Annotated in this window: 12 protein-coding genes; 5 read left to right on the top strand and 7 right to left on the bottom strand. The window is 64.6% G+C overall.

Annotated features, from left to right (window positions below; translation table 11 throughout):
- Window positions 1-195: 195 nt before the first annotated feature.
- The 5 genes from ACO07K_RS08570 (at window position 196) to ACO07K_RS08550 (ending at window position 12,000) form a co-directional block, all read left to right on the top strand.
- Window positions 196-7,635 carry an SDR family NAD(P)-dependent oxidoreductase gene (locus ACO07K_RS08570; RefSeq protein ID WP_422035497.1) on the top strand — a complete coding sequence of 2,480 codons (7,440 nt, stop codon included), beginning with the start codon at window positions 196-198 and terminating at the stop codon, window positions 7,633-7,635.
- Between the two features lie 41 nt (window positions 7,636-7,676).
- Window positions 7,677-8,987 (top strand): aminotransferase class I/II-fold pyridoxal phosphate-dependent enzyme, encoded by a 1,311-nt coding sequence (locus ACO07K_RS08565; RefSeq protein ID WP_422035495.1) that lies wholly within the window; start codon window positions 7,677-7,679, stop codon window positions 8,985-8,987.
- Window positions 8,988-8,993: 6 nt separating this feature from the next.
- Window positions 8,994-9,764, top strand: coding sequence for an SDR family NAD(P)-dependent oxidoreductase (locus tag ACO07K_RS08560; protein ID WP_422035494.1), 771 nt, complete (start codon window positions 8,994-8,996; stop codon window positions 9,762-9,764).
- A gap of 215 nt (window positions 9,765-9,979) precedes the next feature.
- Window positions 9,980-10,672, top strand: coding sequence for a CDP-alcohol phosphatidyltransferase family protein (locus ACO07K_RS08555; protein ID WP_422035493.1), 693 nt, complete (start codon window positions 9,980-9,982; stop codon window positions 10,670-10,672).
- Window positions 10,673-10,716: 44 nt separating this feature from the next.
- Window positions 10,717-12,000 carry a nucleotide sugar dehydrogenase gene (locus ACO07K_RS08550; RefSeq protein ID WP_422035492.1) on the top strand — a complete coding sequence of 428 codons (1,284 nt, stop codon included), beginning with the start codon at window positions 10,717-10,719 and terminating at the stop codon, window positions 11,998-12,000.
- A 40-nt stretch (window positions 12,001-12,040) separates the two neighbouring features.
- On the opposite strand, the gene ACO07K_RS08545 is transcribed toward ACO07K_RS08550, so the two are convergent.
- The 7 genes from ACO07K_RS08545 to ACO07K_RS08515 all read right to left on the bottom strand — a co-directional run bounded on the left by ACO07K_RS08545 (window position 12,041) and on the right by ACO07K_RS08515 (window position 22,420).
- Window positions 12,041-14,371, bottom strand: a complete 2,331-nt coding sequence (locus tag ACO07K_RS08545) for a GumC family protein (protein WP_422035491.1) — start codon at window positions 14,369-14,371, stop codon at window positions 12,041-12,043.
- Window positions 14,372-14,589: 218 nt separating this feature from the next.
- Entirely contained in the window at window positions 14,590-15,105 is a 516-nt protein-coding gene (locus ACO07K_RS08540; protein ID WP_422035490.1) for a polysaccharide biosynthesis/export family protein, read from the bottom strand.
- Between the two features lie 94 nt (window positions 15,106-15,199).
- Window positions 15,200-16,513, bottom strand: a complete 1,314-nt coding sequence (locus ACO07K_RS08535) for an outer membrane beta-barrel protein (RefSeq protein ID WP_422035489.1) — start codon at window positions 16,511-16,513, stop codon at window positions 15,200-15,202.
- A gap of 1,171 nt (window positions 16,514-17,684) precedes the next feature.
- Complete coding sequence (locus ACO07K_RS08530) at window positions 17,685-18,827, bottom strand: hypothetical protein (protein WP_422035488.1); 1,143 nt, start codon at window positions 18,825-18,827, stop codon at window positions 17,685-17,687.
- Entirely contained in the window at window positions 18,824-19,993 is a 1,170-nt protein-coding gene (locus ACO07K_RS08525; RefSeq protein ID WP_422036643.1) for a glycosyltransferase, read from the bottom strand. Before ACO07K_RS08525 ends, ACO07K_RS08530 begins: the two co-directional genes overlap by 4 nt.
- Before the next feature lie 109 nt (window positions 19,994-20,102).
- The gene (locus tag ACO07K_RS08520) at window positions 20,103-21,500 is read right to left on the bottom strand and encodes a glycosyltransferase (RefSeq protein ID WP_422035487.1); all 1,398 of its coding nucleotides are present in this window, start codon (window positions 21,498-21,500) and stop codon (window positions 20,103-20,105) included.
- A complete protein-coding gene (locus ACO07K_RS08515; protein WP_422035486.1) occupies window positions 21,497-22,420 on the bottom strand; it encodes a glycosyltransferase family 2 protein in 924 nt (307 codons plus the stop codon). The genes ACO07K_RS08520 and ACO07K_RS08515 overlap by 4 nt, the downstream gene beginning before the upstream one ends.
- Window positions 22,421-22,428: the final 8 nt, after the last annotated feature.

Below are 22,428 nucleotides of genomic sequence, written 5' to 3'. Positions count from 1 at the left end.
TAAGTAATTGCAGAGATGCCTGAAACAATCTCGGTCCCCGGTCAGCCGCGGCCCTGGAGACAATAAAATTGCGACTTACTCGGGTGAGCCACGTTGCATCGCGAAGACCACCGACCTTAGCCGAGAGAACGGATTTCTTTGCATGATGTGCCCAGCACCGACTACAGCGAAACAACTTGTTGAAAGCGGCTACCGATGACGCGGCGTGACGAGGTTGCGATTGTCGGTTTTGCCTGTCGCTTGCCGGGCGCGAACGGCAACGATGGCTTCTGGAACCTTTTGCAGCACAACAAATGCAGCGTAACTGCAATAACCGCCGATCGGTTTCCGACCGGGGCTTTCTATCATCCCTCTCCCGATCAGCCCGGGCGCAGTTATTCTTTTGCGGCCGGCGTAATCGACGATGTTTGGGGCTTCGACGCCAACGCGTTCGGGATGAGTCCGCGGGAGGCTGAGCAGGTCGACCCTCAGCACCGGCATCTGCTCGAAGTTACCCATGACGCGCTCGCCCATGCAGGCATCCGACCTTCCCTCCTGAATGGGAGCCCTGTCGGCGTCTACGTCGGCGCCTCGTCCGTGGACCACGCCGCACGCTTCTTCGCCGACCCCTCCGCCGCCGGAATGCACATGATGACGGGCAATTCGCTCAGCATCATGGCCAACCGGATCTCATACACGTTCGATCTGCGAGGCCCGAGCCTCGCGGTCGATACAGCCTGCTCGTCCTCCCTGGTCGCCTTGAATCTCGCGGCGGAGGCGATCCGCAGCGGCGCCATCGAAACCGCGATCGTGGGTGGTGTTAACCTGCTCCTTTCGCCGTTCTCGTATGTCGGCTTCTCCCGCGCGTCGATGTTGTCCCCGACCGGACTCTGCCGCCCCTTCGATGCGTCGGCCGACGGCTATGTCCGTTCCGAGGGCGCGATCGCCGTCGTCCTCCGCTCCATGTCATCGGCCCTGAAGTCCCGCAGCCGCATTCATGCGGTGATCGTCGGCTCGGGGATCAACCAGGACGGGCGCACGACCGGCATGTCGCTGCCCTCTCCGGAATCGCAACGCCAGCTTCTCGAGGACGTCTACGGAGAGTTCCGCGTCGACCCTGCCGACCTGAGCTACGTCGAGGCGCACGGAACCGGGACGCGGGTCGGCGACCCGATCGAGGCCGATGCCCTTGGCAAGGGCCTTGCCCAAAAGCGATCCCGGCCACTTCCCATAGGCTCGGTGAAATCGAATGTCGGACACTTGGAGCCGGTGTCGGGTCTCGCCGGCCTCTTGAAGTCGATAATGCTCCTGGATCAGGGGCTGGTTCCTGCGACCCTGCATCATCGCGCGCCCAATCCCGACATTCCGATCGAAGAACTCAATCTCGAGATCGTCTCGCAGAATCGCCGCTTGGCCGATCAGCGCGGGCCGCATCTGGTCGGGGTCAATTCCTTCGGGTTCGGTGGCACGAATTCGCACGTCATCCTGCGCAGCGAGAGGCCTCTTGCGCATCTCGTCCAAGTGAACGCGACGACTCCGCCGCCACCGCTTATCTTGTCGGCGCACAATGAAGAGGCTCTGAAGGCGCTCGCCAGCCGGTATGTTGAGGCTTGGCCCGCCACCCCGCGGGAAGCCGCCGGCTTCATTTCGGCCAGCGCGCATCTGCGCGACGCGCTGCCCTCCCGCCTCATCACGCGGGGCGAGACGACCGACGAAGTCCGCCACCATCTCGACTCCTTCGTGAAGGGAGAGACGTCCACCGCGGTGCTTTCCGGACAGGCGCTGGGGATCGATCTACCGATCACCTTCCTTTTTTCCGGCAATGGGTCGCAATGGGCAGGCATGGGCCGTGATGCCTGGGAGACCAATCCGGTCTTCCGCGATGCCCTCGAGGATCTCGATGCGCGCTTCGCCAAGGTCCAGAGTTGGTCTATCGTCGACACGCTGTTCGCCGACGATCTGGCACCGCGCCTGAGGCGGGCGACCTATTCTCAACCACTCCTTCTCGCCCTGCAGATCGCCACGGTACGCGCGCTCGAGGAGCAGGGCATCGTAGCCGGCGCCACGCTCGGCCACAGCGTCGGCGAGATTGCGGCCGCCTGGTGCGCCGGTGCTCTCAGCCTCGATCAGGCAATCGACGTCGTAATCGCCCGTAGCCGCAATCAGGAAGGCGTACGCGGCACTGGAGGCATGGCCGCACTGATGCTGAGCGACCGCGAAGCGCGACGCTTCCTGAAGGCTGCCGGCGCCCACAGTGTCGAGGTCGCCGCCATCAACAGCTGGCGCAGCGTCACGGTCTCCGGAACGATCGCCGACGTCGACCGCGTGGTTCAGGCCGCCGCGGACATGCGGATCAGCGCACGACGACTGGATCTCGACTATCCGTTCCACAGCGCGTTGATCAACCCGGTACGGGGTCCCCTGCTGCGCGAGTTGCAGGGACTTCGACCGTTGCCGCCGCACAAGAAGTTCTTCTCATCCGTTACCGGCGGCACCGTCGCTCCGGAATCGCTCGGCGCGGACCATTGGTGGCGCAACGTCCGCGAGCCGGTACAGTTCGAACCGGCGCTGAACGAACTGCTGAACGACGGAATGCGCATATTCCTCGAAGTGGGCCCCAGGCCCATTCTCGCCAGCTACGTGCGCGACGTGCTCCGAGAGGCAGGAACGCGGGGTATCGTGATCGAAACGCTGATCGAAGGAGATGGGCAATCCACCTTCGATCCGTTCGAACGGGCGGCTTCGAAGGTCGCTCTGGCCGGTGGTAGGGTCGAGATGCAGCGCTTTTTCGGTCCGGCCCCGGCAGCCGCGGTGGTCCTGCCGCTCTATCCGTGGCAGCACACACGCTTCAAGCTGCCGACGACCGACGACGCCAGCACCGCGCTGCTGCCGCACGCCCATCCCCTGCTGGGCGGTCGCCCCCGCAAGGACAGCGGCGAATGGTACTCGACCGTCGATCCGGCATTGTATCCGTGGATCGCCGATCACCAAGTCGGCAACGTCCCGGTCCTGCCCGCGACAGCGTACGTGGAAACGATGCTGGCCGCCGCCCGCGAAACCTACCCGGAAGGAGCCCTGGAACTCCGCGATCTGGACATCCTTCGGCCGCTCGTTTTCGAGGGCAAGAGCTCCTTCGAGATCTCGGTCCGGCTGGCGCATGAGACGGGGATGGTCGAATTGCTGTCGCGTCAGCGCGGAGGAGCCGGTGCGGACTGGACGCTGAACGCCCGCGGCATCATCGGCCGCTCGCCCATCAGCGGCAAAGCGAGCGCTCCGCCGCCGACGCCGGTCCACGCCGTCATCGTTCCCAAAAGCGGGGTCTACGCTCAGGCCAGTGATCTCGGCTTCGGCTACGGTCCATCGTTTCAGCGCGTGCAACACGTAGTCTTCCCGGAGCGGAAGTTCGGCGTCGCCACGCTCGATCGGCCGGATGCGCTGGTGCTCGGCACTCGCATCATCGACATCACGGCTTTGGACGCCGCCTTCCATGCGCTGTTTGCTTCTGAGCAAGCAGGTGTGGCCGACATGCCGATGAAGCGAATGCTGCCTGTCCGCTTCGGTTGCGTCCGCGTCTTCCAGTCTGGAAAGATTGCAACACGGGTCACCGCACGCACGCTCAGGCAATCTCTGACCTCCATCGTCGTCGATATCGACCTGTGGGACGAGGCCGGGAATATCGCTGTATCGGCCCAGAATGTCCGACTCGTCGAAGCCCCGGCCGAATTCTCCGCCGATCCGAAGTCGCTGAGCTACCACACCGCCGCCTGGAGCCTTGAACGCGCGGGCACCCCGTCGACGCTCCCCTGCCACCACGTCGAGCTGGAACGGCCGGCCGGCGGTGCAGCCGCCCTCTCCGAAGCATTGCTTCTGGTCGAAGCCGGAACGCTGCGCGCGACCTGGTCGGCGCTGCGGAGCCGACCGGTCGTCAATGTGCAGGACGAATCCGACGATGCAACGGATGCGGAGACTCCATCCGCATCGTCGGCCGCTTTGCTGCGGTCTGCGCTGATCTGGCATCTCGAGGCGAAGAATCTCGCCGTCGAACTCCAGGGAGCCCGGACGCTGGCGCCGTTATGCGACCTTCCTGAAATCGATTCCATCGTCAGCACGCTCCTGTTGCGCCATCCCACGATGGCGGCAGAAGCGGCGAGCGTCTCGCGCCTGGAGAACATCATCGAACGCCTGAGCGGCGGCGATCCGACAGCCGTGAACGAACTAAGTTCGGCGCACTGGCGGAATCTCGGCCTGGCCTCCAATCAAATCGGATGGCTGCGCGAAGCCGTCATGCACGATGTGGCAGCGTCACTGTCGAGCCACGACGGCGCCCGGCTGCTGCGCCTGCTGATCGTGGGTGCCGATCATTTCGCCGCGGCAGTCGATCTCAGCGCCCGCTTCGCAAATGTCGAGATCATCTTGACGGACCTGGACGACGACCGTGTAGAACAGGCCCGTGCAGCCATCGCCGACGGCGCTCCCCTCGTCCGCTGCCTCACCTGGTCACAACTCGAGACCCTGCGTCCCGCCTCCCTCGATCTCGCCGTGGCAATCGATGCTCTGAGCGAAGTTGCTGCAGGCAGCGACGATGGCATTGCGGTCATTACGAGACTGTTGCGCCCTGAGGCAGCGCTCATCGCCGGAGAGCTGGCGCCCAGCGCGTTCTGGGACATCGTTCGCGGCAGCCGGCGGCGCTGGTGGGCGCGGTCGGCGAATGCGGAGTTCCCCGTCGGGGCATTGTTGACCGACCAGGAGTGGATCGACGAGCTCGAGACTGCGGGCTACGGCGGGATCTCTGTGACTCCCGCCTTCGGAGAGCCCCGCATCGGAGTCATCATCCGCGGTCTCGCGGGCGACGGCCTAGAACGCACGATCTCCTCCGCGACCGACCCCGCCGTCTTCTCCTGGCAGGGTTCCGCAGCGGCCGATCTCCGGTCCCTCCTGGTCCATCGCGTCGCTGAACCGGCGCGGCACGAGCAGACGCCTGCGACCGATTTCGTGCTGGCGATCGCGGCTGACGATGGCTCCGTCGACCCGGTTTCGGCGCTCACCGACCACCTCGACGTCATCGCCGACCAATGCCGGCGGCTCGCCGACACGCCGGCCCGCCTCTGGATCGTCGTTGATTTCGGTCAGCTGGAAGGGGTGGTTCCCCTCGAGCAGCCGCTTTGGTGCGCCCTGATGGCAGCGCTTCGGGTTGCCCGCAACGAATATCCCGGCCTGCAGATTCGCTGCGTCGGCATGGCCGGACAGCCGCGCCACCGGGTCATCAGGCGGGCGGCCAGCGACATGCTCGCTCCCGACGATGAGCGGGAAGCTTTCTTCCTCTGTGAAGATCGCATCGTCTTCCGTGTCGAGCGAGGAGCGGCCGCACCTTGTCCGCCGGAGCCGCTGGGCAGCGACATCGCGCTTCGCTTGGTGACGCGTCAGGGCTCCGGTCGGGGTACCCTCGGCTGGAGTCCGGAACCGCGGCGTGCGCCGGGGACCGGTGAGGTCGAGATCGAAGTCGCGATGACAGGGCTCAATTTTCGTGACGTGATGTGGAACCTCCGCCTCTTGCCGGAAGAGGCGCTGGAGGACGGGTTCGCGGGGCCCGGCCTCGGAATGGAGTGCGCGGGAACGGTGGTCCGAACTGGACCCGATGTCGACGGTCTGGCGATCGGTGATCGTGTCCTGGCCTTCGCGTCTGGCGCCTTTGCCTCGCACCTCATCGCCAAGACCTTCGCCGTCAGCAAGTTGCCAGGTCAACTCTCATTCGAGGACGCGACGACTCTGCCCGTTGCATTCCTAACCGCCTATTATTCGTTGATTCATCTTGCCCGGCTCGAACCCGACGAATGCGTTCTGATTCATGGTGGTGCCGGCGCCGTCGGGCTGGCGGCCCTGCAGATCGCCAAGCATCGCGGCGCGACGGTCATTGCAACGGCTGGCAGCGGCGAGAAGCGTTCCCTGCTGCGCAGCCTCGGCGCCGACTTCGTGTCCAACTCCCGCACACTTGCGTTTACCGAGGACGTGCGGAGTTTCACCGGCGGCAAGGGCGTCGACGTGGTGCTAAACTCGCTGGCCGGCGAGGCGATGATCCGCTCCATGGACTGCCTCAAGCCGTTCGGCCGTTTCATCGAGCGCGGCAAACGAGATTTCTACGCCAACACTCACCTCGGACTGCGGCCGTTGCGCCGCAATCTGAGCTACTTCGGCGTAGACGTCGATCAGCTCATCGGCGCCCACAGGACTTTGTCCCAGCGGCTGTTCGCCGACGTCATCCGCCTCTTCGCCGAGGGCGAATACTCGCCGCTTCCGCACCGGGTATTCGATGGAGCGCATACCGCGGAGGCGTTTCGGCTGATGCAACGCGCCGGCCATATCGGAAAGATCGTCGTGACGCCGGCGCGCCAACCCACCGTTGCAGAGGTGCCGTCCAACACCTTCCCGGTCGATTCCGAGGGGTGGCACCTCGTCATCGGGGGTACCAGCGGCTTCGGCTTCGCCACCGCCGAATGGCTGGTCGGTCGGGGGGCCCGCCATATCGCGCTCATCAGCCGGTCCGGTCACCTCTCCGACTCGGTTGCCGGCCGGGTCGAAACACTGCGCGAACAGGGCGTGACGGTCGAAATCGGTTCCGTCGACGTGACGGATACGGATGTCCTGGAGCGTTTCATCGAGCAGCTCGGCGGTCGGCGTCCGATCAAAGGAATTACACACGCGGCAATGGTTCTCGACGACAGGTTGATGCAGGGCGTCGATCGCGAGTCGATCGAGACCGTCGTGCAACCAAAGGCAAGCGGCGCGCTCAATCTCGAAAGTATCGCCCGCGGATTGCACCTCGATTACCTGCTGCTCTTCTCGTCGGCCACAACGCTGTTCGGCAACCCTGGCCAGTTCAACTATGTGGCCGGCAATGCCTACGTCGAAGGCGTCGCGCGACGCCTTCGCTCGCGAGGGCTTCCGGCGCTCGCGATCGCCTGGGGAGCGATCGAGGACGCCGGCTATCTCGCCCGCCACATCGAAGCGAACGCGAGCCTGAAGCGCCGGTTTGCCTCGACGCTGATGCCGGCGCGCGTCGCCCTCAACGGACTAGACTGGGCCTTCGACGCCGCGGGGCGCCAGCGGGTCGACGTCTGCGCCATCGCGCGCATCGACTGGGGGATGGCAAAGAGAGAACTCGCCGCGGTCCGCGCGCCGACATTCAACGCCATCGACACAGGAAGTGTGTCCCGTCAGTCCGGCCAGGCCGCGGTTACACTTGAACGGCTGCGCGCGATGTCACCGGACGACGCCACAGCGGCCCTTCTCGACATCGTCGTGGAGGAAATCGCGCGAGTGCTCCGGTTGCCGCCCAAGGAGATCGACCGACATCGCCCTCTGGCGGAGATCGGCATGGATTCCCTGATGATGCTCGAACTACGCACGACGGTGGAAGCGTCGCTGCAGATCGAACTGCCGATGATGTCTCTGGCCAGCGGCATCACGCCTGCCGACGTCGCGCGCCGCGTCGCACCGCTCGTGACCGAAGAGACGCCGCAAGAAGGCGTACCAAGCACACTGGCGACGCTGTCGTCGAGCCATCTTGCCGAGCAGGCCGCAACGTCCGACGCCTCGGAGCAGCGCGCCGCGATCACCGCGGTCATGCAACGAGTGAAGCAGATCGACGGCCCTCTATGAACCGGCCGCGGTCCAGCAGCGCGCAGGAAACCGTCGATCGGGTGAGGCAGGCGCTTGGCCAGTCTCCCGCCGCGCAGGTCAAGCCATCGTCCGGTCCGGCCACGAGCGAGCGCCGCGAGTTCGATTTCACCACCCTGCCCGAGTACGAGATCCTGAAGATCTGGAAGGCCGTCGGAGATCTGACGAGGATTGGGAATCCCTTCTATCGCCTGCACGACGGCCGCGCCGGCAACACGACGTCGATCGATGGCCGCAAGATCACGAATTTCTCCTCCTACGACTATCTTGGCCTGAACGGGCATCCTGATGTGGCGGCGGCGGCGAAGACGGCGATCGATTGCTTCGGCACGTCCGTGTCGGCGAGCCGGCTGTCGGCCGGCGAGCGGCAGGTCCATCGTGACCTGGAGGCCGCGCTGGCGCGAATGAGCGGCACGGAAGACGCCATCGCTTTCGTGAGCGGACACGGCACCAACGTGTCTGTGATCGGCGAGCTGCTGGGACCGGAAGACCTCATCGTCGCGGATGCGGTCATTCACAACAGCATCGTCGAGGGAGCGAAACTGTCTGGCGCGAAACGCGTCCTCTGCCCGCACAATGACCTGGACGCGTTCGAACGCGCCTTGCGCCTCAACCGTGCGCGCTATCGTCGCGCCTTGATCGTCGTCGAGGGACTGTACGGCATGGACGGCGACGTGCCGGACCTCGCCGGGCTGATCAAACTGAAGCGCCGGTACGATGCCTGGCTGATGGTCGATGAGGCACATGCGACCGGCGCGCTCGGACTTACGGGGCGGGGTGTCGCCGAGGAACAAGGCATCGATCCGACCGAGGTCGAGATCTGGATGGGCACGCTCAGCAAGACGCTGGCGGCCGCCGGCGGGTACATCGCTGGAAGTCGCGCGTTGATCGAATTGCTCAAGTACACTTCTCCGGGTTTCGTCTACAGCGTCGGCCTCTCGCCGCCCGTGGCGGCCGCCGCGACAGCGGCTGTCGAGGTAATGGAGCGCGAACCCTGGCGAGCGGCCGCACTCCGACGCAACGGCCGGGCCCTGCTGGCGAAAGCGCGTGCGCGTGGACTCAACACGGGCCTCAGCATCGGCGCTTCGGTCGTGCCGGTCATCATCGGCAGTTCGCCGCAGACGGTGATGCTGTCCGAGAACTTGCTGGAACGCGGGTTCAACGTGGTGCCGGCGGTGTTTCCGGGCGTTGCTGAGAACCAGGCCAGACTTCGCTTCTTCGTCACGTCCGAGCATACGCAGGAGCAGATCGAAGCGGCGATCGACGCCGTGGCCGAGGAGCTGCCGAAGATCCTCAGCGGCGCCTCCTTCGTAAGTACGATCGCCGGTCGTTGATCCGGGATGGACTTCAAGACGATCGTCATCACGGGCTCCTCCAGCGGGATCGGCGCTGCGCTTGCCCGAGCGCTCGCCGCCCCGGGCCGGACGCTGACACTCCTCGGAAGAAGCGCCGAACGCCTCGGGGCAGTCGCGGCCTCCTGTCGAGCCCGGGGGGCTACCTGTCGAGTTGAGTGCGTGGACCAGACCGACGCGGACGAGCTCACCCGTGTTCTCGAGGAGGCCGGACGAGAGGCGCCAGTCGACCTGCTGATTGCGAACGCCGGTATCCTCGACGGGCGCTCGGCGGACGATCCGGTCGAAAGCCGAGTGGCTGCCCGAAGGGTGCTCGAAACGAATCTGCTCGCGACCATCGACCTGATTCATGTGCTGCTGCCGACCATGCGGCGCACCGGACACGGCAGTATCGTCCTCGTTGCCTCGCTCGCCTCTCTGGTGCCCCTGCCGGATGCTCCCGCCTATTCGGCGTCGAAGGCGGGATTGCTGTCGTACGGGCTGGCGTTGCGGGACGCCGTCGCAGCGGACGGCGTTCGGGTCGTCGTGGCTTGCCCGGGCTTCGTCGCGACGGCCATGGCTGGCAGGCACCTGGGGCCCCGCCCCGGCGAAATCTCCGCCGAGGAGGCGGCGCAGCGGATTCTCGCCGGCCTCCAACGCAATAGGGCGATAATCGGTTTTCCCCTGGTTCCCTTCTGGCTGTCCCGGCTGAGCCTCCTCGTTCCCGAGAGCATCCGCAGACGAGGCCTGAGGAACACCCGGTTCCACGTGGGCGAGTAGCTGGCAGCTGTCCCCCGCACGGGCCGGGTCGGCAAGAATGCCAGGATCGACTGGCGGCATGCCGATGTTGAATACCTTCGCGCTCCGGCGACCCGGCCACGAATAGACAAATTCGTAGACCAAATGACGGAAGCGGGCGCTTCCAGAATAAGGAACGCAGGAAACGGCCTAACGACGATACGAGACGACATGATCTGGGCTAGTCTCTTGTCAGCATGCCGAAGGACCGCGACACCTCCCTCACCCGCTCCAATCAAGGCTGGCTGTCGGTGCCGGAGCAGCGGCTTATTGGATGGATTATCCCCCGGCTGCCGCATTGGATGTCGCCGGACTTTCTGACGGCGCTGGGATTCGCGGCATCCCTCGGCGCTCTTGCTGCCTACGCGCTGACGCCCAGCGATCCCTTGTGGCTGTGGGTCGTGAATGTCGCGTTGATCGTCAACTGGTTCGGCGATTCCCTGGATGGCGCGGTTGCCCGAAGGCGCCGCGCAGAGCGGCCACGTTACGGTTTCTTCCTCGACCAGTCCATCGACGTGCTGAGCCAGTTCCTGTTTGCAATCGGCCTCGGCCTGTCAGGGTTCGTGACCATGGAAGTCGCGGCCATCGGACTGGCGACTTACCTGATGATGACGGCCCAGTCCCTGCTGCGTGCGGAGGTCTCCCGGACCTTTCATCTCGCCAGCGCCGGGTTCGGCCTGACCGAAGTACGCTGCCTCCTGCTGGCCATGAACGCCGCTTTCTATCTGAAGCCGCCGGAGCCGTTCGACGTCGCCGGCATGAATGTCGGCTATGGCGACATGCTGGGAATCGTGTGGATCATCGTCAATCTCGGCCTCTATGTTGCCGGGATGGCCAGCCAGCTGACGCGCCTCGCGCGCGAAGAGCCGCCAGGCGGCGAAGATGGCTAGAACGTTAGCGGCAGCGGCAGCATGATTTGTCAGGAATCGGTAAAATGAAGAGGCACATCTCCGTCATAGGGCTTGGCTATGTGGGCCTGCCCGTCGCCGTCGGCTTCGGACGTGCGGGCTACCAGGTGGTGGGGTTCGACATCGACGCCCGACGCATCGCCGAACTCTCCGCCGGCCACGATCGCACGGGCGAGGTCGAGTCCGCGATGCTCAAGGCGCCCGGCCTCCGCTTCTCCTGCGACCCCGGGGATCTCGCGGCCGCCGACTTCCATATCGTGACCGTGCCGACGCCGATCGACGCCAGCAAGCAGCCCGATCTCGCTCCCTTGAAGGGAGCCTCGGAGGCGATCGGCCGAACGCTCAAGCGCGGCGATATCGTGGTCTACGAATCGACCGTCTATCCCGGTGTAACAGAGGATGTCTGCATTCCCGTTCTGGAGAGGACGTCGCGGCTCAAGTGGAAGACGGACTTCAATGTCGGATACTCGCCGGAGCGGATCAACCCAGGAGACAAGGAACGCCGCTTCGATAACATTCTCAAGATCGTTTCGGCCGACACCCCCGAAACGCTTGAGATCGTCGACGCCACCTACCGGGCGGTCGTCACCGCCGGCACTCACCGCGCGCAATCGATCAAGGTTGCGGAATTTGCGAAGGTCCTCGAGAACACCCAGCGCGACATCAATATCGCGCTGATCAACGAGGTCGCACTAATCTCCGACCGGCTGGGGCTCGACACGCGAGACGTCCTCGACGCTGCCGGAACCAAGTGGAATTTCCTGCCCTTCAAGCCGGGCCTCGTGGGCGGCCACTGCATCGGCGTCGACCCCTTCTACATTGCCCACAAGGCCGAGGAGGTGGGCTACCACCCCCACGTCATTCACTCCGGTCGCCGGGTGAACGACAGCATGGGGGTTTACGTGGCCAACCGGGTCGCGCGAAGTATCATGCGACAGGCGGGCAACGGCCGGCCGGTGGTGACGGTGCTGGGGGTGACCTTCAAGGAGAATGTCCCGGATATCCGCAATACGCGCGTCGTCGACATCGTGCGTGAACTCGAGGATTTCGGCATCTCGGTCCAGCTTCACGACCCGATGGCCGATGGCGGATTGCTGCGTGAGGAATACGGCCTCGCGCTCACGCCTCTCGATGCGTTGAAGCCCGCCGATGCGGTGGTTCTGGCCGTCGCCCACAAGGTCTATCGCGAGCGCGGCTGGTCGCTCGTGAGGCTCCTCTTGAAAGCCGACGGCGGCGGCTTCGTCGCCGACGTGACGGGTCTTCTCGACCGCACGGCGACCCCTGCCGGGGTCACCCTTTGGCGCCTCTGACGCGCTGCCGGACGGGTCGGCCGCGCTCTGGCCGCTCGGGTCAGGCCTTCCGACCGAGATTGAACGACGAACGCGCCACGGGGTCTGCGGGCATATCGGCGCCAGCGCCATAATAGCCCCGATAGCGCGAGTAGTAGTCGCCATGGTCGCCATAGCCATAGCGGGCATGCTTGGCGAGGTTCACGCGATTGATGACAACGCCTACATGGCTGGTGACATTCAGCAAAGCCGAGATCGCCGTCTTCACGACCTCCCGGGGTGTCTTCGCCCACTGCACGATGAACACGGTGTAATCGGCGAGGCGCGCGATGATGCGCGCGTCTGACACCGCCAGCAGCGGCGGACCGTCGAGGATGACGAGATCGTAGCGCTCCACGAAGACGCCGAGGGCGGACTTCATCGCCATCGACTCGAGAATCTCGGGCGCGTTCGGCGTATTCGGCCGGGCACAGATGTAGTCCACACCGGACAAGTCATGCCGCCGGGTGCACTGTTCCAGCGTCTTCATCCCCATCAGGTACTCATCGATGGTGCCGCCGCGATCCGTGAGGCTCAGCGCTGCCGAAAGGCGGGCCTGGCGAAGATCAAGATCGACGATCAATACACGGCGCGACGAGTTCATCTTGGTGAGGAGGCCGCCCAACGCCGCGACGAAAGTCGTCTTGCCTTCGCTCGGCGTAGACGAGGTGATCGCGAGCACTCTTGGCTGCCGGTCGAGGCTGCCGAGGCTGATCGCGGTGAAGACGGCCCGCACAGCCTCTGCTGCGGGTGACGTGGTGTTCTCGAGCACGTGCGACACGACATTCGAACGCGCGGCCGCCGGTCCCTTGACCTCCGGCACCATGCCGAGAACGCCGACACCTGTGGCCTCCTCGATCTGGGCGGCCGAGCGGAAGACGCGATCGAGCTTCTCGGCCGCCATCGCGCCGGCCATGCCGAGCAGAGAGCCTATCATGAACGCCATCATCAGCCCGCTCTTGTAGTTCGGCGAGGAGGGCCCCCCTGCAGGGTGGGCATAGGCAAGGATACGGGCATCGGCGCGCTGGATATCCTGCTGCTCCCGCAGTTCCTTGAAGCGGGTCAGGAACGTCTCATACAGGGTCCGATTGGACTGTGCCTCGCGCTCGAGTTGCTTCAGTTCCGCCTCATACTGACTTGCCGTGCCCGAAATCACCGCCGCCTTATCGACCAGTTCCTTGAGTTCCACCTCCTCCGAGGCCGCGGCATCGAGCTCGGCGCGGACCGCCAGCGTGATGCGCTGTGTCTCGGTGATGAAGCGCGCCCGGATCGACGCCAGCTCGCTTCTCACCTGCTGGATCTTCGGATGTGCCTCCCCGAGCTGTGAGGAAAGCTCCGCGCTCTTGCGGGTCAACTCGACATCCTGAATCCGCAGCGCCGCCAGGGTCGTATTTCCCGCCACTTCCGGGATGTTGGCGAGTTCGCCCGGGTTGAGGCTCGCTTTGCTCAGCGCGATCAGACGCCCCTCGCGTTCGATGCGTCGCCCCTTGGCGGCCGTATACCGGCTGTTGAGATCGGCCAAGGTCTGGGTGGAGACGGCACCCTCCGGACTGCCCGCAAGGCCCTTGTCACGGCGATAGGCCGCGACGGCCTCTTCCGCGATCTGGAGGTTGCGGCGGAGTTCGCCCAGCCGCTGCTCGAGCCACTCGGTAGCCCGGCGGTTCGCTTCGTTCTTGGTGGCCACCTGATCGGCGAGATAGGCCTCGGCAATGGCATTCGCAATACGCGTCGACATTGCGTCGTCTGGGCTCTCGACGGTGATCAGGATCACGAAGGTGCGTCCGAGAAGGGTAACGCTCAGGTGACTGGCGATGGCACCGATAGCGGCACGGCGACGCGGATCATCGTCCTCTGCCGGCCGTCCCGAACGCAGCGGCACGGTGGCCGTGGTTGCATCCTGTGGCTTGGGTGGAGGTGCCAACAGCGTCGAAATGCCAGTGCTCCACAGATCACGAATAGGTTGCAGCGCGGTCTGGACGAAGCCCGGTGGCTTGGTGCCATTGAAATCGGGATTGTTCGCAAGCCCAAGTCGATCGACGACCTGACCGATCAGATATTCGGACTGGATGACTTCGAGTTCGGTCTGAATCGCCCCCATGTTGAGTGTATCGATGCCCGAGAGCGCCGCCTCAGTACCAACCACCTTGGTGGGGCGGGTATCGAGCATGATTCGCGAGGTAGCCTTGTAGAGCGGCGTCGCCTGGGCGATCACCAGCGCCATGAGCGCCGTGGCTATGAGCCCGCATCCCAGGATCAGGGCTTTGCGCCGGTTGAGAAGCCGCAGCCAATCCCATAATTCGTCGCGCGTTTCGGCGGGCCGCACCGCAGGCAGCAACGGGTCCTGCGTCGACATCACTCGATTCTGGTTGGGCTCATCCACTATGTGGCTTGCCCTCGGCAACGATCCCATCCCACTTCACTCCGCGAAAACCATGACTCGCGACGACACCCATTCGAGCGGAATACCATTACGGCCCGCCTCGATACCCGAGCGATCCATCCCACCAATGAACGACGGGCGGCCCCACACCGCCCATCCCCAAGTCCTACGCCAACTGACCAACGCTACTTCTAGAACCAACGCTCCGGCACGCGGATGATGTCCCCCGGCCCCACCGGGGTATCTTCCGTAACCGTCTCTTCCTGACCCTGCTGCGCATTGAAACGTTGAATCGTAATGCGCGTCTTCGACGCGCGCCGTGTGTACCCGCCGGCAATCGCCACCGCCTGGACGACGTTGATGCCTGAAACATAGGGGAAAGAACCCGGACGGGTGACCTCCCCTACGATGTAGAATGGTCGCCGTGACACCAGGTCGACGCTAAGTCGCGGATTGCGCAGATAGCCGCCGGAACGATAGCGATCGGCCAGCATCGTCTCGATCTCGGGCGTCGACATGCCGAGCACGACCACCCGGCCCGCCATGCGCGGCGAGATCATGCCGGTGGAATCGACTTCGTACTCACCCGACAATTCCGTGTCGGACAGGACCGTCACGCGCAAACGATCACCCGGCGCAACCCGATACTCGCCGAGACGCAAGTTCTGCGTTCCCAGCGACGGCTGCTGAATGGTCGTGGTCGACATGGGCGGCTGCGGGCTGCAGGCGCCGACGGCCAGCGCCATTGCGACGACGAGCGGGCCGAGACAGCGGGAAATGAAACTAAGCAAATTCACCGGATCACCGCTTTGCAACCAAACGAATGGAAATGACATCGCGCGTGTACGAAGGCCCGCCGCTCGCCACGTCCGTCGACGAGCCGGTGGAATGTTCGTACAGGGGGCCGATCTGCAACTGGGGCCGCAGGGAGTACAGCAACCCGAGCGAGGCTCGCCAGAAATAGTCCGTCCGGGGCCCGACACCCGAACCGGGTACCGGAGAGTACTGCGCGATGTTGAATCCCGTACCGCCGACCAGCTGCCACGCGTCGTGGATGTCGTAGGTGAAATCAATGCCGAGCGTCGTCGACACGTAGTTCTGATAGTTGCTGTAGGCCGATTCGTTGATCGACCGGATGAACGAGGGCCGGATGGTCAAGGGTTCGTATCCGTTCCACGTGCCGATCAGACCGAAACTGACGGCCGGCGTGGCAGCTCCATCGGAGACGAAGGTCTGTGTCGTATATCCAACATAACCCTCCAGACTGGTTTTCTCCGTGAACCTGATGGTCGTGCCGAAGTTCAGAAACCAGCCCGTGGAGTCACGCTCCTGTCCGTAGGCATTTATGAACTGCTCGTAGATTCGCTGATTGAGACCGGGCGAAACCCAGACGTCGATGTCCTCGATGATCTCGTAGCCGAAGCGCACGCGCTCCTCGAACTCCGTCCTGTTGCGGCTGGCCGCCGGCAGGGAACCGTCATAGATGATGCTGTTGTCGGAATACCGGTAGCGCGTCGCTGACGCCTTGAGATCGTAGAAGAAGCGGTTGAACCGTTGATAGAGCCCCAACTCGATGGGAATCGAATCGACGACCGTCGGCGAACTCGCGATCACCGTATTGGGGGTGCCGAGCGCCTCCGTCTGACGGCGGACGCCCACCAGCGCGGTGGCAAAGAAATCCCGCTGGATGTCCAGGCGGCCATCGGCGATGGCGTAGCCGTTCCAGAAGTTCTGGCTGGACGCGTTGGAATAGAAGCCAAATCCGCCGCCGGCGACCATGCGGAACGAATGGTTCAACCACTCCGACTTCAGCTCCACGAAGGGCTTGACGACGGTGAACGGCGAACCGACCGCGGGTGTCGTGGTCGCGTAAACGTTGCTGTCGTACCCCCCCTGGACTTCCAGGGTCGGGTACAGCGTGAAGGCGCCGACGGCGATGCCGATCTCGTTGCGATCGATGACGGGTCCGACCATCGGCACCGGCAGGTCGGGCAGGTCCACCAGTGGCGTCTGCTCGAGGAGGATCTGTGCAGCCGGAGACGAGGTCTCGGACTGCGCATGGACGATAGATCCTCCGCATGCCAGCAAAACCCAGCCGACGAGCGGCGACCACATCAGTCGCGATCTATGCGCACTAATTGTCATGGGTGCTCGGGGCCATCCAGGTACCGGTGCGAGTGTCGGCTGGGAGAAGAAACCTTCCCTCGAACACCCGTAGCAGCTACCGGGGGCTCTGCTGCTGCGGCGGAGATGGGTCATAGATCACAGGCGGAAGCGGCCCGGGCGTTACCGGGATCGGTGGGGCCGGCGGGTTCACCACAGGGGTGACGGGCGGCGGCGGATCAGGCGGCGTCAGCGTGTTCACCATGCTCACAAGGGTTGGAGCGGAGACCCCTCCGGGCACTCCCAGCCTTTCAGCGATCAGCTGCTGCATGGTCTGGCCGCCGACCGGCCCGAAACCGCCGGCGAAAAATTGATCGTTGGGTCCAGGTATCAGGGGAACGGAATTCATCCCCAAGCTCCCCAGTCCGCCAGGGAGGCCGCCGTCCGGAGCTGTATTCTGAAGAGGTGCGGCAGATTGTAGCGGGCCGGAATTCTGCAGCGGACCGTTGTTCTGCATGGGGCCGGCACTTTGTAGCGGGCCGTCGCCTTGGAGTGGGCCTGGTGCCTGGATCGGACCGGCCCCCTGCAGCGGACCACCGCCCTGAAGCGGTCCGCCTCCTTGAAGCGGGCCACGCTGAGCCTGGACGAATTCGCCATCGGCGCCGGAGCCGAGTCCCCCACCTGTGGCAGGGCCTGCCCCCGCCATAGGACCTGCCCCCAGCGCTGGGCCAGCACCCTGTTGATTGGGCGTCGCTCCGGGCTGTACCTGGGCAACAGCGCTCACGGTCCAAGTGAGGGCCGCTACTGCCGCAAATCCCTGCGTCCGGAGTGCAATCTTGAACATACTCTCCACCCATCCCGCGCGCCGACGAAGCGTCACGGCCACCTTCTGGAGGCACTACCCACAAGCATCGAAGAAGTTCGGATCGGTCCCACCCAATCCGAAACAAATAAGTAGCCAAACCAGTGCAAGAAGCCAAGTCCCCTGCTCACCTCGGGCCTTCAACTTCTGATGACACGACGTCTGGATAGAACCGCCTCCCGGATCCTGCGGGAATCTCTGCCGCGCCACCTGAACGACGCGATAGCCGAAATACGCACTAGAAAACTGCATTTTTGAGGCAATAAGGCGTGCGTCTGGGCGTTAGGCCATTTATCCGCGCAATTTCAGTGGATAGCCTCGTTAAACAGCGTGCGCCACGCGGTCTGCCAGATCCTCGAGGGCGGCCGCAAATCCTCGAAAGTCTCCGCATTCTAAGCGCCAATACCCCGCAGGGTCCGACTTCGCGAGCAAATGAACGTCGGAATCAGCGCTCCCCACGAATATGATCGGCTTTCGGGATTCCAGGCACGCGTAGATCTTAGAGGGCATGACGTACCCGACGAACGAGTCGCGCAGCGTCACGAGATGGGCTGCAGGCGCTCGCAGCACCCCCGCCAGTTTCTCCAACGGCACGGGCGCAGATCGATGAAACGGCAGGCCGGCGCTGCGCAAGCGCCCCGCGATCTCGTCAGCGCCGGCTCCCGTCGCACTGAGCCAAAGTCCAACACGGCCGCTTCCCTCACGGTGGTGTAGTTCATAGCCCCGCACCACGGTATCGACCTCGTGGGCAACGCCGTAGTTTCCCGAATAGAGCAGCACGCATTTCCCGGCGAGGTCTGGGGGCAGCGGTTCCACGGGATCGTCGCAAGCAAAGCCCACCGGCGACCCGTCCCTGACGAGCGCGATCCGCTCTGCCGCGATGCCGGTGGCTTCGAGGCGGCGCCGTTGGTCCTCACCCAGGACCTCGAAAGCGTCGACGCGTCGTCGCCAGAAATTCGTGAGGCCCAGCAACAGGTTCAAGGGGCGGGAGGGCCTGTCGCGGGCCGCAATGAGGCATTCGGGGTGAAAGTCGGTGATGCGATAGACGAGTCGTCCCCTCCACAACGGCTTCAACGGCGCCAGCAGATGGATCAGGAACGGCGGCGAGCCGGTGAAGAGGATCCCGTGCGCCGCCCGAAGCGGGCCGAACGCCGCGATGAGCAAACGCAGGTTCGTGAAGATCGTCCATAGCATGCGGCCCAGCAAAGAATGCCGTGGGACGGGTCGCGTCGACAGGCGGATCTCCGTCAGGGATCCCATTCCGATTTCCCGATGTACTTTGGTCGCGGCCCCTGACGTCAACCCGACGAGGGTGACGACGTGTCCCAGCTCCGCCAGCGCCTGCGCGCGCATCTGCATGTATTGTCCGACGGCGCCGAAATCCGGCGGGAGCCAGTCCGCGATGACAACGATGCGGCGCTCCTTCGCCGGGTCGAACGGGCTCAGGTCCAGCAGATCCGTCATGCGGCGCCTCGCGTTGCGCGCGCGTGGGCGATCGAGCGATAGAGATCCGCCATCCTGCCGGCGACGGCCGGCCAGCCATAGTGATCGATGACGTGCCGCTGTCCGGCCTCACCCTGCCGGCGACAGAGGTCGGGGTCGGCGAACATCGCTCGCAGGCCGGCGGCAATGGCGGAAGGCGTCGGCTCGACGACCAGACCCGCCTGCGTTTCCCGGACGATCTCCGACATGCCGACGTCTGGCGTGGCGAGGACGGGCAGCCCGCGACGCATCGCCTCGAACGCCGCGATTCCGAAGTTTTCCGACAGCGAGGTCATCGCAAAGAGCCGTGCCGACGCAAACAACGCCTCCTTGTCGCTGCCCGAGACGTGACGCGCGATGATCGTCAGGCGATTGGACACCCCCATTCGGGCCGCTTCCGAAGCGAGGAACGCCGCATGGCCTTGCGCATCGTCGCCTGCCATGACGGCCCGCACATGGGGGGCCTCCACCAAGGCTGCGATCACCCGGTCGAGCCCCTTTTCCCAACTGAGCCGCCCGAACGACAAGACCATCGGACCTCCCGAAATGGCCGAAACCACGTCGGGCGACAGCGGGGCAACCGAGGGCGGCGGCGGATCGTCAACACCATGCGGGATCATCGCGATCCGAGACAGGCGCCAGCCGAAGCTCCGGATGTGCTGCGCCTCGATGGCCGACGTCGCATGGACCGCCGCCGCATTCTCCAGCGTGTGACGGTCGAACAGGCGGATCCATGCCTCCTTCACCCACCGGCTCTTGCGACGGATCAATTCGGGCACGAGCATCCCGCGGGGTGAGATCACGTAGGGAACGTCATGGACGCGGGCGGCACGGGCGCCGGCGAGGATCGGCCACAGGAATACCGAATGCAGATGCACGGCGTCGAAGCCCGCCGTTGATTCCGAGAGGGCCCGCCCCATCGGCGGCGACCAGTAGAGCCTGCGGAAGCGCCGGCTCGGGAAGTAAGTGACCTTCACGCCTTCCACGTCGACCGGGGTCCTGAGCGGGACATCGCTGTCGGAGGGACCGTCCACGCTGGTGGTGAAGACGTGCACGTCATGTCCAGCCGCCGCGAGTTCCCGACAAAGGGCGTGAACGGAGCGGATCGGTCCGCCATACCTGACCGCCGGCAAATAGGTCGGAACCACGTGAAGAAGCCGCAACGTCTCTTCCACTGACTGCTGAAGGGTATGTGTCTGATAGCACAGAAGTTGCAAAAACAGGCGAAACGCCCGAGGACGTCCCCGCGCGTCCCAATCAGGGAGATGGGCTCCGGCTCGGCGTTGCGTCGACTTGGTCTGTCCCGACGCGCCTGCCCAGGATCTCGCGATAGAGCGCCGCCATCTCTGCTCCAACGTCGACGACGGATCTCGTGCGACGCATGTTGCTGGAAAGCCGTGCAACCTCGGCACGGTCCGTGGCGGCGACCCTGATGGCCTCCGCCCACGGCCTTGGATCGTCGAAGGGGAGCAGCCATCCGTCCACGCCATGCTCGATACGCTCGGAGATTCCCCCGAGGTCGGCTCCCATCACCGGTATGCCCAGCGCGCGCGCTTCCTGCACCACGATCGGACCGGTTTCGAAGCACTGCGACGGAACCGCCAGCACGTCGATGTCGCCGAGAAACTCCGGCACGCGCTCGTGGTCGACATGGCCAACCAGCTGGATGCGCGAGTCCTTGCGCGAAGCAGCTTCCATGAAACTGGTGAAGTGAGGATCCGCGCCGATGCCCGCGATCCGGAGCTGCACCGGCAGATCGCCGGGAAGCAGCGCGAGCGCCTGCACCAGAAGACCCGCGCCCTTGTAGCGTTCGAGGCGACCTAGAAAGCCGATAACGGTTTCGGTCCGGCCGGGACCCTGCAGCGGCCGCGCCTTGCGGTCGAAAAAAGCGGCGCTTGCGGACTGACCGGATACCATGACTTTGGACGGCGAAATGCCGTTCTCGACGAGCGCCGATCGGACCCACTCGCTCGGCGCGACAATACGTTCGCTGAGTTGCGCCATGGACCGCAGGTGACGGGCCTGTCTCGCCGCCGCCGCCCGGGCAGACAGCAACGTCGCGGCGCGACGTGACACGCGCGAGGCGCCCGCTCCTGCCAGCTCCCACCTCGGCAAGTACGACAACAGCCAGGCAGCCGGCGCCGGCAGGCCCCGTTCGAGCGCCCAACACCGCGCGCAGCGGCGATCGTCGATTCGGCCGTCGCACGGACGTTCCCCGTAGAGGAGCATCGTTCCTCGCATGCAGATCGGCGACGCCACATGCACGGTAACCACACAGGGAATGCCCAACTCTGCGACTTGCCGAAGATGCTCCAGGCCCGCACCGCTGGTCCACGAGTGGAGGTGGAACAGGTCCGGGTTCGCGGCCTCGACGATCTGCTGGAACTTGGTGCGGCTGCTCCCGCCGCCAGCCCCGGTCCTGGTCGCGTCGACCGGATAGCGAACGACATCCGCACCGTTCCAGGTGTACGTCGCGTACTTGCCGTCCGTCACCGAGACGATCGTACTTTCGATCGAATCCCGTCCCAGCACGGATACGAGATCGCGTACATAGACCTCGGTGCCACCAGTCGATTCCGGAAAGTAGAAACCGGCGCATTGCACGACGCGCATTCGTTCGATCGCGTTTGTGTAACTGCCGGCAACCTGGGTCATCGTTTCCACACCCTGAGAGCCAGCAACCGCTCCGTCATAGCGAAGCCCAGAGTTCTATAGCCGAGGATGACCGCCCGACGTTCGGGCGGAACGAACTCCGGATAGAGACGCTTGATCCATTCGAATAACTCCGCGGCATCCTTCGGATAGGCCCGCGCGAATGTGCGCACACTCGGCCATAGCATGCGGACGGCCGCCCGCTTCCGGCGGAGCGTGAGCTCGCCACGCAGCTCGAGCAACCCGAGTATCTTGCGGTAGATCGAAATGTGGGTCCAATAGCCGAGGTCGCGCGTGAAGCCCGCAGTGCGCTGCAGCCGCTCACCCGAGTGCCGGCGATGCACGAACGCAGGTTCTCGATCGATGGCCAGGCGCGGCGTGCGCATCGCGACTTCCAGCATGAACAACCGGTCGTCGCGCAACGCAAAGTCCTGACGATGGGGAATGCCTTGGATCAGAGTGCGGCGAAAGAGGAAGGCAGAGTAATGGGATGACCATCCTTCGCCCAGTTGCTGCGCGACGAAGTCATCACAATCCTGCCAGGCGTTGACCCGGGACTCTCCGCTCTCCTCGTCGAAATCCTCGTAGCCCGCGACGACCAGATCGGCGGCGGTCTCCCGGGCGAGCGCAAGCTGACGCTCGTTGGTGTCCCGGCGAAGCCAGTCGTCAGAATCGAGGAACCGCACGAACTCGCCACGCGCCTGCTCGAGCGCCGTCTCCACCGCCCAGTCCTTGCCCCAGTTGTCGGTCCGGATGGCAACGATGTCCCGCTGCGCCTGCAGCCAGTCCCAGGTCCCGTCGATGCTGCCGTCGTCGACGACGACGATTTCCACCTTCGCTGCCGCCGAGCGACATGACTCGACGGCCTGTGGCAACGACCAAAGGCGATTGTAAGTCGGAATAACGACGGAAATATCGGTCACGCCGTTAA

It is taken from the genome of Reyranella sp., assembly GCF_965228225.1.
In the GTDB taxonomy this organism is placed as follows: Bacteria; Pseudomonadota; Alphaproteobacteria; order Reyranellales; family Reyranellaceae; genus Reyranella.
This window is presented reverse-complemented; position numbering and strand designations above follow the sequence as displayed.

Excerpts from the sequence above, each read along its gene's own strand:
- ACO07K_RS08570 (WP_422035497.1), top strand. The coding sequence starts at position 196 with ATGACGCGGCGTGACGAGGTTGCGATTGTCGGTTTTGCCTGTCGCTTG.
- ACO07K_RS08545 (WP_422035491.1), bottom strand. The coding sequence starts at position 14,371 with ATGTCGACGCAGGACCCGTTGCTGCCTGCGGTGCGGCCCGCCGAAACG.
- ACO07K_RS08560 (WP_422035494.1), top strand. The coding sequence starts at position 8,994 with ATGGACTTCAAGACGATCGTCATCACGGGCTCCTCCAGCGGGATCGGC.
- ACO07K_RS08555 (WP_422035493.1), top strand. The coding sequence starts at position 9,980 with ATGCCGAAGGACCGCGACACCTCCCTCACCCGCTCCAATCAAGGCTGG.
- ACO07K_RS08520 (WP_422035487.1), bottom strand. The coding sequence starts at position 21,500 with ATGACCCAGGTTGCCGGCAGTTACACAAACGCGATCGAACGAATGCGC.
- ACO07K_RS08540 (WP_422035490.1), bottom strand. The coding sequence starts at position 15,105 with ATGTCGACCACGACCATTCAGCAGCCGTCGCTGGGAACGCAGAACTTG.
- ACO07K_RS08530 (WP_422035488.1), bottom strand. The coding sequence starts at position 18,827 with ATGACGGATCTGCTGGACCTGAGCCCGTTCGACCCGGCGAAGGAGCGC.
- ACO07K_RS08550 (WP_422035492.1), top strand. The coding sequence starts at position 10,717 with ATGAAGAGGCACATCTCCGTCATAGGGCTTGGCTATGTGGGCCTGCCC.
- ACO07K_RS08535 (WP_422035489.1), bottom strand. The coding sequence starts at position 16,513 with ATGTGGTCGCCGCTCGTCGGCTGGGTTTTGCTGGCATGCGGAGGATCT.